The sequence below is a fragment of the Shimia sp. R9_1 genome, from assembly GCF_017743775.1.
Classification (GTDB): domain Bacteria; phylum Pseudomonadota; class Alphaproteobacteria; order Rhodobacterales; family Rhodobacteraceae; genus Shimia.
Genome location: NZ_JAGHRN010000002.1, coordinates 578,183 through 592,553 on the forward strand (window position 1 = coordinate 578,183; position 14,371 = coordinate 592,553).

The 14,371-nt window shown below is 55.3% G+C and carries 13 protein-coding genes; 7 read left to right on the forward strand and 6 right to left on the reverse strand.

What is annotated here, in order from left to right; all coding sequences use genetic code 11:
- The first annotated feature begins 96 nt into the window (after window positions 1-96).
- Window positions 97-408, forward strand: coding sequence for a hypothetical protein (locus J7399_RS09110; RefSeq protein ID WP_209085496.1), 312 nt, complete (start codon window positions 97-99; stop codon window positions 406-408).
- A complete protein-coding gene (locus tag J7399_RS09115; RefSeq protein WP_209058756.1) occupies window positions 405-1,997 on the forward strand; it encodes a methyl-accepting chemotaxis protein in 1,593 nt (530 codons plus the stop codon). Before J7399_RS09110 ends, J7399_RS09115 begins: the two co-directional genes overlap by 4 nt.
- A 95-nt stretch (window positions 1,998-2,092) precedes the next feature.
- Here the strand turns inward: J7399_RS09115 and J7399_RS09120 are convergent, their stop codons facing one another.
- Together J7399_RS09120 and pnp are read right to left on the reverse strand one after the other, a co-directional pair.
- Entirely contained in the window at window positions 2,093-2,881 is a 789-nt protein-coding gene (locus J7399_RS09120) for a glycosyltransferase family 25 protein (protein WP_209085498.1), read from the reverse strand.
- A gap of 84 nt (window positions 2,882-2,965) precedes the next feature.
- Window positions 2,966-5,107, reverse strand: a complete 2,142-nt coding sequence (gene pnp, locus J7399_RS09125) for a polyribonucleotide nucleotidyltransferase (RefSeq protein WP_209058760.1) — start codon at window positions 5,105-5,107, stop codon at window positions 2,966-2,968.
- 508 nt (window positions 5,108-5,615) lie between these two features.
- On the opposite strand from pnp, the gene J7399_RS09130 reads away from it, so the two are divergent.
- The 3 genes from J7399_RS09130 to J7399_RS09140 all read left to right on the forward strand — a co-directional run bounded on the left by J7399_RS09130 (window position 5,616) and on the right by J7399_RS09140 (window position 7,246).
- A complete protein-coding gene (locus tag J7399_RS09130) occupies window positions 5,616-6,290 on the forward strand; it encodes an SGNH/GDSL hydrolase family protein (protein WP_247742816.1) in 675 nt (224 codons plus the stop codon).
- A gap of 231 nt (window positions 6,291-6,521) precedes the next feature.
- Complete coding sequence (locus J7399_RS09135) at window positions 6,522-6,740, forward strand: hypothetical protein (RefSeq protein WP_209076760.1); 219 nt, start codon at window positions 6,522-6,524, stop codon at window positions 6,738-6,740.
- A complete protein-coding gene (locus J7399_RS09140) occupies window positions 6,737-7,246 on the forward strand; it encodes a hypothetical protein (protein WP_247742817.1) in 510 nt (169 codons plus the stop codon). Before J7399_RS09135 ends, J7399_RS09140 begins: the two co-directional genes overlap by 4 nt.
- A gap of 18 nt (window positions 7,247-7,264) precedes the next feature.
- On the opposite strand, the gene J7399_RS09145 is transcribed toward J7399_RS09140, so the two are convergent.
- The 4 genes from J7399_RS09145 to truB all read right to left on the reverse strand — a co-directional run bounded on the left by J7399_RS09145 (window position 7,265) and on the right by truB (window position 9,996).
- Window positions 7,265-7,984, reverse strand: coding sequence for a sterol desaturase family protein (locus J7399_RS09145; protein WP_209076763.1), 720 nt, complete (start codon window positions 7,982-7,984; stop codon window positions 7,265-7,267).
- Between the two features lie 146 nt (window positions 7,985-8,130).
- Window positions 8,131-8,400, reverse strand: coding sequence for a 30S ribosomal protein S15 (gene rpsO, locus J7399_RS09150; RefSeq protein ID WP_058241030.1), 270 nt, complete (start codon window positions 8,398-8,400; stop codon window positions 8,131-8,133).
- Window positions 8,401-8,549: 149 nt separating this feature from the next.
- Window positions 8,550-9,068 (reverse strand): DUF1643 domain-containing protein, encoded by a 519-nt coding sequence (locus J7399_RS09155; RefSeq protein WP_209085500.1) that lies wholly within the window; start codon window positions 9,066-9,068, stop codon window positions 8,550-8,552.
- A gap of 16 nt (window positions 9,069-9,084) precedes the next feature.
- Window positions 9,085-9,996, reverse strand: a complete 912-nt coding sequence (gene truB, locus J7399_RS09160) for a tRNA pseudouridine(55) synthase TruB (protein ID WP_209085502.1) — start codon at window positions 9,994-9,996, stop codon at window positions 9,085-9,087.
- 442 nt (window positions 9,997-10,438) lie between these two features.
- Here truB and J7399_RS09165 point away from each other — a divergent pair, with 442 nt between their 5' ends.
- Both J7399_RS09165 and J7399_RS09170 read left to right on the forward strand, forming a co-directional pair.
- Window positions 10,439-11,599, forward strand: coding sequence for an ABC transporter substrate-binding protein (locus tag J7399_RS09165; protein ID WP_209085503.1), 1,161 nt, complete (start codon window positions 10,439-10,441; stop codon window positions 11,597-11,599).
- A gap of 81 nt (window positions 11,600-11,680) precedes the next feature.
- Window positions 11,681-14,335 carry a methyl-accepting chemotaxis protein gene (locus J7399_RS09170; RefSeq protein ID WP_209085504.1) on the forward strand — a complete coding sequence of 885 codons (2,655 nt, stop codon included), beginning with the start codon at window positions 11,681-11,683 and terminating at the stop codon, window positions 14,333-14,335.
- The last annotated feature ends 36 nt before the right edge of the window (window positions 14,336-14,371 follow it).

Below are 14,371 nucleotides of genomic sequence, written 5' to 3' on the forward strand. Positions count from 1 at the left end.
AAAGGTTATTCAATACGCTAAATTCTTAAGCGTTTGTACGCTGCCTGCTGCGGGGCAATTAAGCTGCTGGAAATACATTTCCGCGCAGATGGGCGCATGACACAGCCTCTCCAATACCTGCCAGCGATTCTCGCTACGGTGTTCTGTCTGACAGTGACCCCTGTTCTGGCAGTGGTCAGTGCGCCGTTGACAGAGGGGGGACCAGTGGTGGTTGTGGCAGGTCCGGGAGCGGATCTGGAAGCCATTGTGAAAGCCTCCGATGGCTGGCTGGTGGGCGTTTCCCGCGCCCCGATGGCTGTGATGGGAATGTCAGATAGCGCGAACTTTGAAGACAGACTGAAAGAAAATGGAGCATGGGCCATTTTGGACGGCAGGGCGCTGTCTTGGCTGTGTGGAGAACAAGCATGATTGAGAATCCAAAACTAATTCATTCGCAGCAAACCGGCGTGAAAGTCATGGCGATCCTGACTGCGTCTCTGGCCGCCCTCGCTGTGGGGGTTGCAGTTCTGCGTGGTGGCAACATCGTTGCGATGGGCGGATCGTCTGCGGTTTTGGTGGGGCTGGCGCTTTATGCCATGCGGCTAAACGGCAATATGGCGGCACGCCTGAGCGTTGCGGTGGCGAGCTCTGGTCAGATCATGGTGCTGCTTGCGGCCATGGCCGGGCATGCCTGGCAGCTTGATATTCACATGATGTTCTTTGCGATGCTGGCGATCACCACGGTGCTGGTGTGCCCGGTGGCAATTCTGGTGGCGGCCGGGGTGATTGCCGTGCATCACCTTGCGTTGACGTTTCTCTTTCCGGCGCTGGTCTATCCTTCGGTGGATTTGATGGGCAATGTGCAGCGTACGGTAATCCATGCGGTGATCGTTGTGGCGGAAACCGCCATTCTGGTGGTTTCTGTGAACAATTACCGCAAGCAGCTTCAGGAACTGGCCAAAGAGCAGCAGGCACAGCAGGATCTGATGGATACGCTGAATGTTGAAAAGGCGAGTATAGAGGCAAAAGAGCAGATTCAAACAGAGGTCGTGGATACACTGCACGGCAAGTTGACCATGATTTCTGAGGGGAACCTTGACGCCTATATCCGTGAACCCTTTGAGGATAGCTATGAAGACCTGCGTAAGAGCTTTAATGCTTCTGTGGCTTCACTCAGCGGTATCGTGAGTTCTGTTCTGTCGATTTCGAGCCAGATCGAGATCGACAGTCGCGAACTGCGTGAGGTGTCCTCCAATGTGGCGCATAGCACCGAGAAGCAAGCGGGTGAGTTGCAGCATGTTACCGGTGCAGTTGAACAGATCGCCGAGGCCATGAAAGGCGCAGTGGACAAGGCTGTTGATACCCAACAACGCTTTGACAACACCACGCGCCTGACGCAGGAAGGCACAGAAGTTGTGCGCAAAGCCGTCACCACAATGGATGAGATTGAAGCCAGCTCCAGCCAAATCGATACTGTAGTAGCTTTGATCGAAGACATTGCCTTCCAGACTAACTTGCTCGCGCTGAATGCTGGCGTTGAAGCAGCTCGTGCGGGCGAAGCTGGTGCCGGGTTTGCGATTGTAGCCTCCGAAGTTCGTGAATTGGCACATCGCTCCGCTGAGGCCGCTCAGAATATCAATACTCTGATCAGCCAGAGCAATGGTCATGTGGCCAGTGGTGTGTCTTTGGTGCGCGAAGTGGGTAGTGCGCTAGAGACGATTTTGGGCGACGTAAGCGAAGTGCGCACAAACATTGCTGAAATTTCCGAGATCTCTGACAAGCAAGCGCAATCGGTTGCTCAGATCCGCGACAGTATGCAGACAATTGGCTCTGAGACGCAGGCCAACGCGGCGCGCTCTGAGGAGGCATCCGCAGCAACATCCAGCCTTGATATGGCGGTTGACCGCCTGGTGGATGGGCTGTCAGGTTTCCAAGTCGCTGAAGCTGTTGAGAAGGCTTCTGAGGAAGCGATCCTGTTTGAAGGCGGCGATAATGATGAGGTCTGGGAAGCAGCATAAAGCGTTCTTGCCATGAAAAAAAGTATGACCGCCTCTGTTCTTGGAGGCGGTCAATTCATTTTCTGCCTTCCGAAGTTGATCAACTGACTAGTTTGCTATGAAGAACGATGAAGGGTTTTGAACTTGTTCAGAAAAACCCACCCATAGACAGGGAGTTTTCGCCGCAGAAATTGCTTTGAACGCGGCAAGGTGCTTGTCGATCGGGATCCCATTGCGTCTATTGAGCTTTGAATCTGACGCGGAGGCACAAGGACTGGGTCTAGGTGCATGCCGCCACCTGTCTCGGCGAACCAAGCGCGCATTCGATCGTCCAGTGGGCCATCAATACCACCGTGATATACATGGTTGACAAACGCGCGTGCGCCTTCTTTTGTCCAGAGGCAAGCGGTTGTGAGAACAGGAAAATACCAGGAACGCAATAGCTGGCGTCCTGACAGCGCAGCGAGTGGTTTGTTTCGTTTGCGATATGCATTGCAAAGATTGACACAATCCAAACGGTGTTTGGGATTTGCTTCGTGCCACTCTATTATTTCAGATACGTCTTGTGCCAATGACTTCGGAACATCGGCGTCGTCTTCCAGAATGAGAAGGTATTCTTCGGAGCCGGCGATCAATTTTTCGAGTGCATGTAAGTGGCTGAGGAAACACCCAATTTCGCCACTGCTCAACTCACGTCCAAACAAGTGGGTTTGTCGCGCAATATTATTCAGGTGATGGGTTTTCAGATCGTTCGCCCGACCGTCGACCGCAGGAAAACGAGACCAAGGGAGGTCCGCGTCCTGCAAGAGACTGCCTGTTACTCGAAGCCTCTCAGCGTCCGCTTCCAAATTGATGACCCAAGTCACCAGTCGTGCGAGTGGAGTTTCATCTTGTTGCTGTGGCATGTTTTGTCCCACACTGTTGCCAAAGCTGGTAAGCAAGAGAGCCCGACCAATGGCCGGGGCTCTCTGGTGTCTTATATTCAAGACTTAGTCATCAGACTTTTCTTTTTTCTCAGGAACGATCTCTTCGCCGGTTTCCTGATCCACAACTTTCATGGACAGGCGCACCTTGCCGCGGTCGTCGAAGCCAAGCAGTTTGACTTTCACTTCCTGGCCTTCTTTCAGAACGTCGGACGGGTGGTTCAGACGGCGGTTCTCGATCTGAGACACGTGCACCAGACCGTCGCGCTTGCCAAAGAAGTTCACGAAGGCACCGAAGTCGACGATTTTCACAACTTTACCAGTGTAAACCGCGCCTTCTTCTGGCTCTGCCACGATCGCGTGGATCATGTCATAGGCCTTCTGAATGGAGTCGCCATTCGGGGACGCAATCTTGATCACGCCTTCGTCGTTGATGTCGACCTTCGCGCCGGAGACTTCGACGATCTCGCGGATCACTTTACCACCGGAGCCGATCACCTCGCGGATCTTGTCGGTTGGGATGTTCATGGTCTCGATGCGCGGAGCGTGGACGGAAAACTCGGATGCGCCGGAGAGAGATTTGTTCATCTCACCCAGGATGTGCATACGGCCTTCTTTGGCCTGTGCCAGCGCTTTTTCCATGATCTCAGGTGTGATGCCTGCGACTTTGATGTCCATCTGCAGCGAGGTGATGCCGTTTTCGGTACCCGCCACTTTGAAGTCCATGTCGCCGAGGTGATCTTCGTCACCCAGGATGTCGGTCAGGATCGCGTAGTCACCACTGTCTTCCAGGATGAGGCCCATGGCCACACCGGCAACGGCGGATTTTAGGGGCACACCTGCGTCCATCATGGATAGGGAGCCACCGCAAACAGACGCCATGGAAGAAGAGCCGTTGGATTCGGTGATCTCGGAGACCACGCGCACAGTGTATGGGAAGTCGGTTGCCGCTGGCAGAACCGCCTGCAGCGCGCGCCATGCCAGTTTGCCGTGACCGATTTCACGACGGCCCGGGGAGCCCACGCGGCCAACTTCACCCACAGAGTAGGGCGGGAAGTTGTAGTGCAGCAGGAAGTTGGAGCGGAAGTTGCCGTGCAGCGCGTCGATGATCTGCTCGTCGTCGCCGGTGCCCAGAGTGGTCACAACCAAGCCCTGTGTTTCACCACGGGTGAACAGAGCGGAGCCGTGGGTCCGTGGCAGCATGCCGGTTTCACAGACGATGTCGCGGACTTCGTCGGTTTTGCGGCCATCAATACGGGTGCCGGTTTTCACAACGTCGCCACGCAGGATGCCTGCTTCGAGCTTTTTCAGCGCGGAGCCGAGGTTCGCGTCTTCCAGTTGCTCTTCCGTCAGAGCTTCTTTGATCGCGTCGCGGGCCGCGGCCACAGCAGTGGTGCGCTCCTGCTTGTCACGCAGAGCGAAGGCTGCGCGCATCTGCTCTTCGCCAGCCGCTTTCACCGCGTCAAACAGCTCGGTGTATTCTGGTGGCTGGAAGTCAAACGGCTCTTTGGCAGCTTCTTCGGCCAGATCGATGATCAGGTCGATCACCGGCTGGATCTGCTCATGTGCGAAGGTCACGGCGCCCAGCATCTCTGCTTCGGTCAGCTCATAGGCCTCAGATTCAACCATCATGACGGCGTCTTTGGTGCCGGCCACTACCAGATCCAGACGCTGGTCCGGGTTGGAGCGCAGATCCTGCATGTCGTCAACGGTTGGGTTCAGAACGTATTCGCCGTCTTCAAAGCCCACACGTGCGCCCGCGATTGGGCCCATGAATGGTGCGCCGGAGATGGTCAGCGCGGCAGAAGCTGCGATCATCGCCACGATGTCCGGGTCGTTGACCAGATCGTGGGACAGCACGGTGCACATCACCAGAACTTCGTTTTTGAAGCCATCGACAAACAGCGGGCGGATCGGACGGTCGATCAGACGCGCGGTCAGGGTTTCTTTTTCGGTCGGGCGCGCTTCGCGCTTGAAGAAGCCACCCGGTACTTTACCGGCGGCGTAGTATTTCTCTTGGTAGTGTACGGTCAGTGGGAAAAAGTCCTGACCTGGCTTTGGTGCCTTTGCAAAGGTCACGTTGGCCATAACGGAGGTTTCGCCTAGGGTGGCGATCACGGTGCCGTCGGCCTGACGGGCCACTTTGCCCGTTTCCAGTGTGAGCGTCTCTTCGCCCCACTGCATGGATTTCTTTGTTACTTCGAACATCATCGTATCCTAGCTGGGAGCACTCCCGAGCGTATCCCGGGTCTCCCGTTTGAAATAGCGGCCCCATTGCCGCCGATCCCCCTTATCTTGCTTCGAGCGCCGGGATCAGAGCGCAAGCTTTCAGATGACCGGCCCATATCGGAAAATAAGGCTTTTGGAAACCAGATTTTGCATAGGATAAGCGTTGAAGAAGGCGCTTTAGGCGCGTTTTTCCCTTGAGACTTGCGACTATAGCGGGAGTCGCAACACATTGTTCACGAAGCAATCGTAGCAATTAACCACAAATTGAGCGAGATTGAGCTGGACTGATGCGGCTTGGGGGCTTGCCGTGTTCGATTCGAATTTGCGTGGATTAGGCGTGCGTATGAGAGACTATTTGGTAAGAGCCCCATATACCCTTTTGTTGGCCATTGGTTTTGCCGTTGTGTTCCTTGTTGCAGGGTGCGCGTCAACGCCTCCGCTTGAGGGTATACCCAATGTTTCTTCCGAAGAATCTTCGGAAACAGCTTTGCTCTCAAGCAAGGCGGATGTTGTGGCCAAAAACGCTGTGGTGCCTCAAGAGAAGGAGGCGCGTATCCTGGCGATGGGCGACAGCATGATGGCATGGCACAGCTTGACGCAGAAGTCGGTGTCACATGCGTTGGAAAATGCTCTCGGCGAACCCGTGGCAAGCAACGCAGTCAGCGGGGCACGAGTGCTTTATAAATTGCCGGTTTCGGGAGCCATGGGCATGAAAATCGCCAGCCAGTATCGCAATGGCGCGTGGGATTGGGTGGTGCTTAATGGTGGTGGCAACGATCTTTGGCTTGGCTGTGGGTGCGGGAAGTGTACCCGCAAGTTGAACAAGCTTATCAGCGAGGATGGAAAGCGTGGTGCAATACCTATGCTGGTTCAAGAATTGCGCCAGAAAGGCGCGCAGGTGGCATGGGTTGGTTACTTGCGCAGTCCAGGGGTCTGGTCGCCGATTGAAAGCTGTCGCGACAATGGAGAGGCGCTTGAAGCGCGTATCGCCAAGCTCGCCGCATTGGACCGCGGGGTCCATTTTGTCTCTCTCGCGGATCTTGTCCCGCATGGAGACCGTAGTTTTCATAGCGGAGACATGATCCATCCGTCGCTGAAAGGCAGTCGCGAGATCGGCAAGCGTGTGGCGGCCGTGATCGCAACGCACGACAAAGTCCAGTAGTCTATTAACTATCTGATTTGAATGGTAAGTCGCCGCGCTCTCGGGTGCGGCGTCTTGCCTTTGGGGTGAATGATGTCACGGCTTGCATTTTCTGACTAAAATTGTCAGATAGCGCGTGCCTAGCCAAGATACCCTTTCGATAGCTCTGGTTGCCAATTCTACGTGCGCGGTTTGTCGTCGTTTCAAATGACCAATCGCGCACGGTTCATTGTTGAGCTGAAAGGAAACACAATGGTTCATGTATTTCTGGGATTGTTGGCTGCAGATCAAACTGCTCAGGGCTTCGGGAGCGGATTGAAGCCAGAATTGCGTGAGGCAATGGAAGCCAGCTTGCGGTTTCCTGCAGCCGCAGCGTCTCCGATGCCAATCACACCAGTTGACCCTGCGGGTTTGCCTCAAAATGTGGTGTCGATTGTTTCTGCTTTAAACGATGGCAGGAAGCAGGCATGAGTAAGATGGATCGAAACGTTGTCAATGCGCACTCCGTAAAAGCGCTGCGCACCATTGGGTGTGACGAGTTTGAGTATGGCCTGTTGCCCGTATTGCGTCACGTCATGCTAGGGCTGTCTGAAAGCGATCCGCGTGGTTGGGTGCGGGGGCAGGATGTCGCGGTGGAACGTTGGGGAGAGGCGATTGGTCTACCCGTCGCGCATTTGCTCAATCGTGTGGCTCTGGCTCTTTTTGATTGCCGAGATGGTGGACCGGAGATGATCGATCCGCTTTGCATCGACACCCGTGAACAGATGACAGATGATGAGATGCAAATCATGTCGATGCTGCATCACATGCGGCGTGACAAAGCCTCGGGCGCGCGCAGTGCGGTCGCCTTTGTCACGCGCGGGCGTATGGATCCAGATTTGATCCGTGCTGGCCTTGGTTTTGCCCACCGTTTTCCCGCGGGCGTCAAGCCGGCAAGTCGCAAACTGGGCAAACCAAAACTCTCAATTGTGGCATAAGCCTGCCAAGCGCAGGTGTTAGGAGGCTTTCTTTGCGCCTGGCCGTTGGGTGATGCCAAAGGCTTTGCGCGCAGTCACCAGCCGCAGATCATCGGGGTCCATCCCCATGGAGAGCAGGGTTTTGCGATCATAGCGCGCACGGGCTTCGGCTTTGTCGTGGGCGGTGCCAAACAGCCGGTCAATCCAGTCAAAGCCGAAGCTGACCTGAAAGGTGGCGTGGTGGTCCTGAAAGTGGTGAGCCAGATGTTTGCGTGTCACATACTGGCCGAATTTGCCTTTATTCACATTCAGATGTGACAGGGTATGGCAGTATTCATAGGTGGCAAAGGCGGTCACCGATCCCACAAAAAGCGCGATATATGAGAAGGTGAAAGCCGTTCCCAAACCGAACAGCGGCCAGAGCAGAAGTGTGTGCAGGGCAATCGATACGAGGCCGAAGCGCACCGGATACCAATGGTCACCGCCAGTGAAATATTCCGGGTCCGACGGGAATTCATGGTGACCGATATGGCTGCGGTAGAGTTCGTTAAACACGCCCTGATCGGTGGGCGGCTCGCGGTGCAGCAGGAAGCGATGCATGGCATATTCGACAAAGAGCTGCGCGATATAGCCATAGACCAGCGCGACGGGAATCCACCACGACAGATTCTGTGTGATCAACCACAGACCAACAAGCCAGAACGGCAGCAGGCGGTGCAGGCTGCCCATACGGATCAATACCGACAATGCGTCTTTCATGATGTGTTCTCCCTTTGGCCGCACAGTCTGTTTGCTTGTGCCGGGACTGTCAAATTTGACTTGGCGTAAAGCCGTGCGGGCGGCCCAAAGCAAAACGCCTGCTCGTGGGAGCAGGCGTTTCAGATAATCTCGCAGTGAGCGGCGTCTTAGCGACGGATGCCCAGACGCTTGATCAGGTCCTGATAGCGCGCCTCGTCTTTGCCTTTGGTGTAGTCCAGAAGCTTACGACGCTGAGCAACCATTTTCAGAAGACCACGGCGGCCGTGGTTGTCTTTCTTATGGGTTTTGAAGTGCTCGGTCAGGGTGTTGATGCGGGATGTCAGGATCGCAACCTGGACTTCCGGAGAACCGGTGTCGCCCTCTTTGGTCGCGAATTCTTTCATCAGGCGTGCTTTTTCTTCAACAGTGATCGACATCGGGGTCTCCTGTATCAAAGGGTTTCGGGCGCAAGCCGGGATGTCGTCCAGCAAGGTCCATAGAGAAATCCGCCGGAGAATCTCCGGTGGATGGGCGTATTTAGTCCTCAGAGGCCAAAAAGAAAAGGGTTTTGTGCGTCAGACGCCGCCTAATGCGCGGACAGATCCCAAGGCTCGGGCTGTTGGGCGTAGGAGATATAGAGCGGATGGCGGGGGTGGCCTGCTTTGGTCAGGCCCAGCGTGTGCATGGGTTTGTTCAGACCGGCGAGCACGTCGCGCATTTCAAAGCCGCGGTTCAGGTGGTCGCCATGGGCGCCCCATGCGGCAAGGATGACATCGGCCCAGTCACAGCTTTCGGCCACGATGGCGTCATTGTCCGGGCCGGTCGGGGCCGGGTGGGCGCGCATTTTCTTCGGGTCGGTTTCGCGCAGGGCAAAGATATTGACCGCGCGAAAGCCGCCAAACCGCAGCGCGCGGGCGCGGCGTTCGCAGCGCTCGATGGTGGGGTCATTCTGCTGCTCTGTGGCCTTGGAGGGGTTGAGCATGATGAAGAGCACGCGCGGCTGCGTATCGTCCCACACACGGGTCAGCGCATAGCGGTAGGTTTCGCACTCTGAATAGATCGCGGAGGAGGTGGCATCCTCTTTCTGAAAATGGCGCGTGATCATAGAGCAGCGACCGGGGTTATCCGGCTTTCACAAACACCCGGTTGGGGTGCAGCTCGCCCGCCTTGAAGATGCCCACGGCCACGGCCTCGCCCTCATAGCTGGCCCAGCATTCCTCGCCGTATTCCACATCATGGGCAATCACCATGCCGGGGTTGCCGTTGCGCAGACGGGTGGCGCCATCTGGGGTGGCTTTGACCTCGGTGAGCTCCTCAAGACCCTCTTCAAGCGGGCGCAGGTGGGTGTCGAGCTCCGGCTGTTTGGCCATTTCGTCGATCTGTTCGATGGTGAGGCCATCAGCGGCGTCAAACGGGCCGGACCAGATGCGGCGCAGCTCGCGCACGTGGCCGTGACAGCCAAGCGCCGCGCCCAGATCACGGGCAATGGAGCGCACATAGCCGCCTTTGCCACAGGTCATTTCAAGGGTGACGTGGTCTTCGTCTTCGCGGTCTACCATCACCAGCTCTTCGACCCAGAGCGGGCGGGCGGCAAGTTCCACATCCTCGCCATCGCGGGCCAGTTTATAGGCGCGCTGGCCGTCGATTTTCACCGCGGAAAACTTAGGCGGCACCTGCATGATGTCACCCACAAACTGACCCAGCGCAGCTTTGATATCCTCGTCAGAAGGGCGCAGATCGGATTGGGCGATCACTTCGCCTTCGGCATCGTCGGTGTTGGTGGCCTGACCCAGACGCACGGTGAAGGTATAAGCCTTCAGCGCATCGGTGATGAAAGGCACAGTTTTGGTGGCTTCGCCAAGGGCCACGGCAAGCACGCCGGTGGCATCGGGATCAAGGGTACCTGCGTGGCCTGCTTTCTTTGCGTCAAAAGCCCAGCGGATTTTGTTGACCACAGCCGTGGACGTCATGCCTGCGGGCTTGTCGACCACGAGCCAGCCAGAAATATCACGTCCCTTGCGCTTACGTCCCATGACCCAACCTTTGTCTCTCTTGAAAGTGTGGTGAAGGCGGCGGCCTAGCGGATTGGAAGCTGGGTGTCAATTTGACCTCTTGAGCTGAGTTGAGAGAATCAGAGCGCGACTAAAAAAGATCGCAGCCTGAATATGGGGTTTCAAAGTCAATGCATGGTTTTAAACCGCAGACATCAACACGCTCTAGGGTTTAGTTGTGTGTTGAGGGAAAATTGACGAAGCAACTTTGAATTGAGAGTTGAGTCGTTTTCTCTATTCAACCGAAAACCCCATAAGCCTCTGAAATACATATATAGTTTTATAGATGAGTGACTATCAATCCAATCCAGCTCAAATTAGATTGAAAATGAATACCCTTAAGCATCCGAGCCAAAAGCCGATTAACGGAAACTTATGACGGTGATTCAGAGACTGTGAAGATCAGCGAACCGGAGATCTTTACATGTTTTTCAGAAACACGATGCTCGCGGCAGCCACAATTGCCGCTTTGCCTATGTTTGCCAATGCAGAGCAAGGCATAACCGATACAAGCGTGACCTTTGCACAGGTTGCCGCGTTGGACGGGCCAGCTGCCGCACTTGGCACAGGTATGCGCCTTGGCATCATGGCAGCTTTTGAGGAGGCGAATGCTGCGGGCGGCGTGCATGGTCGCATGTTGAAACTGGAAAGCATGGATGATGGCTATGAGCCGGATCGTTCTGCGACTTTGGTCAAATCTGTCGTGGAGGGGAACAATCATATTGGCTTGATTGGCCCCGTTGGCACGCCAACATCCTCAGCGACACAACCGATCGCCACGGAAGCCAACATGCCTTTCATTGGCCCGTTCACAGGCGCAGGATTTTTGCGCGACGCGAGCCATGGCAATATATTCAATGTGCGCGCAACCTATGCCGCCGAAACAGAAGCGTGGATCGAATACCTGGTTGACCAGCAAGGGCTGAAAAACATCGCGATCCTCTATCAAGACGATGGTTTTGGCCGTGTGGGGTTGGCAGGTGTGAATGCTGCGCTTGAAAAACGCAGTATGAGCCTTGCGGCAGAGGGCACCTACACTCGTAACACAGTTGCCGTGAAAAAGGCGCTTCTGTCGATCCGCAAGGCCAAGCCAGATGCCGTCGTGATGGTTGGAGCTTTCAAGCCGGTCGCCGAATTTATCAAGTTGGCGCGGAAGATGAAGATCGATGCGGAGTTCGTGAATATTTCATTTGTGGGCTCATCGGCGTTGGCCAATGAATTGGGTGCAGATGGTGAGGGCGTGATTATCAGCCAGGTGGTGCCGTTTCCTTGGGATGCCTCTATCCCTGTCGTTGCACAGTACACCGAAGCACTGGCTGCAGTGGATGCAGAAGAGAAGCCGGGTTTTGTGACGCTGGAAGGCTACATGGTCGGGCGCTTGGCGATCGAAGGGCTGAATGCAGCTGGCAAATCTCTGACACGCGAAAGTTTTCTGGCGGCGATGGCAGGACTTGAAGCTGTCGATCTAGGTGGTGTGACCATGACTTTCGGCGCGGGCGACAATCAGGGCATGGACGACGTCTTCCTAACCCGTATCGCTGCTGACGGGAGCTTTACACCTATTGTCGCTGCAGGCGGTTCTTAAAACGCAAGTTCGTGAAAATGCCAAATTGCCCCGCCTGTTTCGGCGGGGCACTTCGCCAAAAGATTATCTAGAGGTACGACCATGCTCCGCTCACGAGCGTCTCAGATTTTACGCCGACTGAATGTCCTGTCGAGCATACGCGGTAAAATCACCTTCCTATTGCTTACGCTCATGGCTGTCGCTTTTGGTGCTGGCTATGTGAATTATCAGTCCTTTGATCGTGTTGATCAAAGTGTGCGCAAGATGACGGAGAGTGATCTCCCCAAACTGGCGCAAAGCAACGCTCTGATTATGTCGGCCAACAACACGAAAGATGCGATGATCGCTGTGCTGGTGGCCAATAATGCTGAAGAGCTGGAAGCCGCTTCGCAAAAGGTGCGCGCTTCGAGCGCGGAGCTTACGTCTGCCGTAGATAGCCTGCCGGAAGAAGTGAAAGCCGAATTTGAGGCCGATCTAACACAAGTGCGTAATACGTTGCGCACTTCGATCTCAGCCCGCACAACAGCCTTTGAAAGCACAGCCCAATCCAATGCAATGATTGCGGATCTGCAAGCCGCAGGGGCGGCCTTGACCGGTGCATTGCTGGAAATTGCTGACGACGCCTATTTTGACATTGTGGTGCAGGGCGAGGATACGATGACCTCAATTGATGCCACATTGCTTGATTTGGTCGACACGCGCTTTGCAACGCTGCAGGCACTATTGGACACGCGCGCTGAGATCAATTTTTTGACGGGGGTGTCTTTGGCGATGTCTACGTCCAAAGATCGCTCGATGCGCTCGATACTGTCGGATCTTGGTATTTCGTCGCACAACCGATTGAAAGAAGCCCTTACCACTCTGGAGGGTTTTGAAGCTGGTGCGCCGGTAGCGGACTCTTTGCAGGAGGTCTCTGCCGGATTGCTCAAAGCGATTTCAGCAGGCCTGATTGGCCGAGGTGTACCACGCGATGAGGTTTTGGCCATTCGCCAGCGTGCGGACGCCATTCTTGTGAGCGCCGTGGACGATATGCTGTTTGAGCTTACAATCGCGGCTGACGATGCCGCGACTGGGAACCGAGAAGCCATCCAAGGGCTTCTTGACAACGAAGTGGCCTTTATGAATGCACTGCTGGAGATCAATTCCGCGCTTGGTGTCTTCCAGAGTGACGCTTTGAAAGTTGTGACTGCCCATACAGTTGATGCTGCGATGCGCGAAGAAAAGGCTATGTCTGCGGCCGCTCAGAAATTGGTGTCTTATCGGGATTTTGGAGATGGGCGCATCGCTGAGATGATCGATCAAATCACCGCAATTGCAGAGCCTGGGCTGGGGCTTGCCTCGTTCCGTATCGCGTCTATCGAAGCGGATGGTTCAGCGACCGAAGCGGCCAACGAAACGGTGGATGCTGTGCTCAAGATTGCTGGTCAGGCCTCCATGCGTGGTTTGGAAAGCCAAGGCACCATAACCACTCAGGCCAAAGCGCTCGCTGCCGATGCATCGCAGGTGAAAGAACACCTCATGCTCATGGGCTGGGCAGCGCTTGGGTTGGTCGGTGTTGCGCTTCTGCTCAGCTACGTGTTGATCAGCCGTCCGTTGAATGCGATCAGCAAAACCACCGAGCGCCTGTCTCAGGGGGATATGAGCCCTGTCGAAGGGTTCGAACGGGCGAGTGATGAGATCGCGCGAATAGCGAATGCGCTAAAGGTTTTCCGTGACGGTCTTGTCGAGAAAGAAGAAAATACGCGGGTTGCCGAAGCGGAGCGCGAAAAGAACCGAGCCGAGCAGATGGCGGCTGTGGATGCGATTGGCACCGGATTGGCGAAATTGGCCGATGGTGATCTGAGTTATCGTATCGAAGCAGAGTTGACCGCGGGCTATGCCAAGTTGAAAGATGATTTCAACACAACTGCCGAAACGCTGAATGAAACCGTTCAGGAAGTGGTCAGCGTGGCAGAGTCGATCCGTAACGGTTCCGCTGAGATCAGTCAGGCCTCCAACGATTTGGCGTATCGCACCGAAAGTCAGGCGGCAACGCTTGAGGAAACGGCATCTTCTATCGAAGCGTTGACCAACAGCGTGCAATCCGCTGCGAGTGGCTCGCAAGATGCGGCCATTACGACAGAGAACGCCCGCGATGAAACTGCGGAAAGCCGTAAGGTGGTCGAAGATGCGGTCTTAGCGATGCAGGATATCGAAACCAGCTCCGCACAGATTGCGCAGATCATTGGCGTGATCGACGACATCGCATTCCAAACCAATCTTCTGGCATTGAATGCAGGGGTTGAGGCTGCACGCGCCGGAGATGCCGGACGTGGCTTTGCCGTGGTTGCATCTGAAGTGCGCAGCCTGTCGCATCGCACAACGGATTCAGCAAGCGAAATCAAAGACCTGATTTCCAAGAGCACGCAACAGGTTGAGCACGGCGTGGATTTGGTCGCAAAAACAGGCGAAGCTCTGCGCAGCATTTCTGACCGCGTGAGCCATATCTCAGGGCTTGTTGGTCATATTGCGGAATCCTCGGCGTCTCAGGCGAACGGATTGTCAGAGGCCAATAAATCAGTGTCTCAGCTGGATCAAGTGACGCAGCAAAATGCTGTGATGGTCGAAGAAACAAGCGCTGCGGGCCAACTGCTCAGCCAGAATGCAGAAAGGCTCTCCGGCCTCATGTCGCACTTTGCTGTGTCCAATTCTTCGGAACTGTCCGTAGACGAAGAGGATTGGGAAGAAAATCAAGAACCTCAGTGGGCAGCTGAGTAAAGCCTGCTGTGCTCTTAAAACATAAAGGGCGCTGAT

Excerpts from the sequence above, each read along its gene's own strand:
- J7399_RS09110 (WP_209085496.1), top strand. The coding sequence starts at position 97 with ATGACACAGCCTCTCCAATACCTGCCAGCGATTCTCGCTACGGTGTTC.
- J7399_RS09115 (WP_209058756.1), top strand. The coding sequence starts at position 405 with ATGATTGAGAATCCAAAACTAATTCATTCGCAGCAAACCGGCGTGAAA.
- J7399_RS09120 (WP_209085498.1), bottom strand. The coding sequence starts at position 2,881 with ATGCCACAGCAACAAGATGAAACTCCACTCGCACGACTGGTGACTTGG.
- pnp (WP_209058760.1), bottom strand. The coding sequence starts at position 5,107 with ATGTTCGAAGTAACAAAGAAATCCATGCAGTGGGGCGAAGAGACGCTC.
- J7399_RS09135 (WP_209076760.1), top strand. The coding sequence starts at position 6,522 with ATGGTTCATGTATTTCTGGGATTGTTGGCTGCAGATCAAACTGCTCAG.
- J7399_RS09140 (WP_247742817.1), top strand. The coding sequence starts at position 6,737 with ATGAGTAAGATGGATCGAAACGTTGTCAATGCGCACTCCGTAAAAGCG.
- J7399_RS09145 (WP_209076763.1), bottom strand. The coding sequence starts at position 7,984 with ATGAAAGACGCATTGTCGGTATTGATCCGTATGGGCAGCCTGCACCGC.
- rpsO (WP_058241030.1), bottom strand. The coding sequence starts at position 8,400 with ATGTCGATCACTGTTGAAGAAAAAGCACGCCTGATGAAAGAATTCGCG.
- J7399_RS09155 (WP_209085500.1), bottom strand. The coding sequence starts at position 9,068 with ATGATCACGCGCCATTTTCAGAAAGAGGATGCCACCTCCTCCGCGATC.
- truB (WP_209085502.1), bottom strand. The coding sequence starts at position 9,996 with ATGGGACGTAAGCGCAAGGGACGTGATATTTCTGGCTGGCTCGTGGTC.
- J7399_RS09165 (WP_209085503.1), top strand. The coding sequence starts at position 10,439 with ATGTTTTTCAGAAACACGATGCTCGCGGCAGCCACAATTGCCGCTTTG.
- J7399_RS09170 (WP_209085504.1), top strand. The coding sequence starts at position 11,681 with ATGCTCCGCTCACGAGCGTCTCAGATTTTACGCCGACTGAATGTCCTG.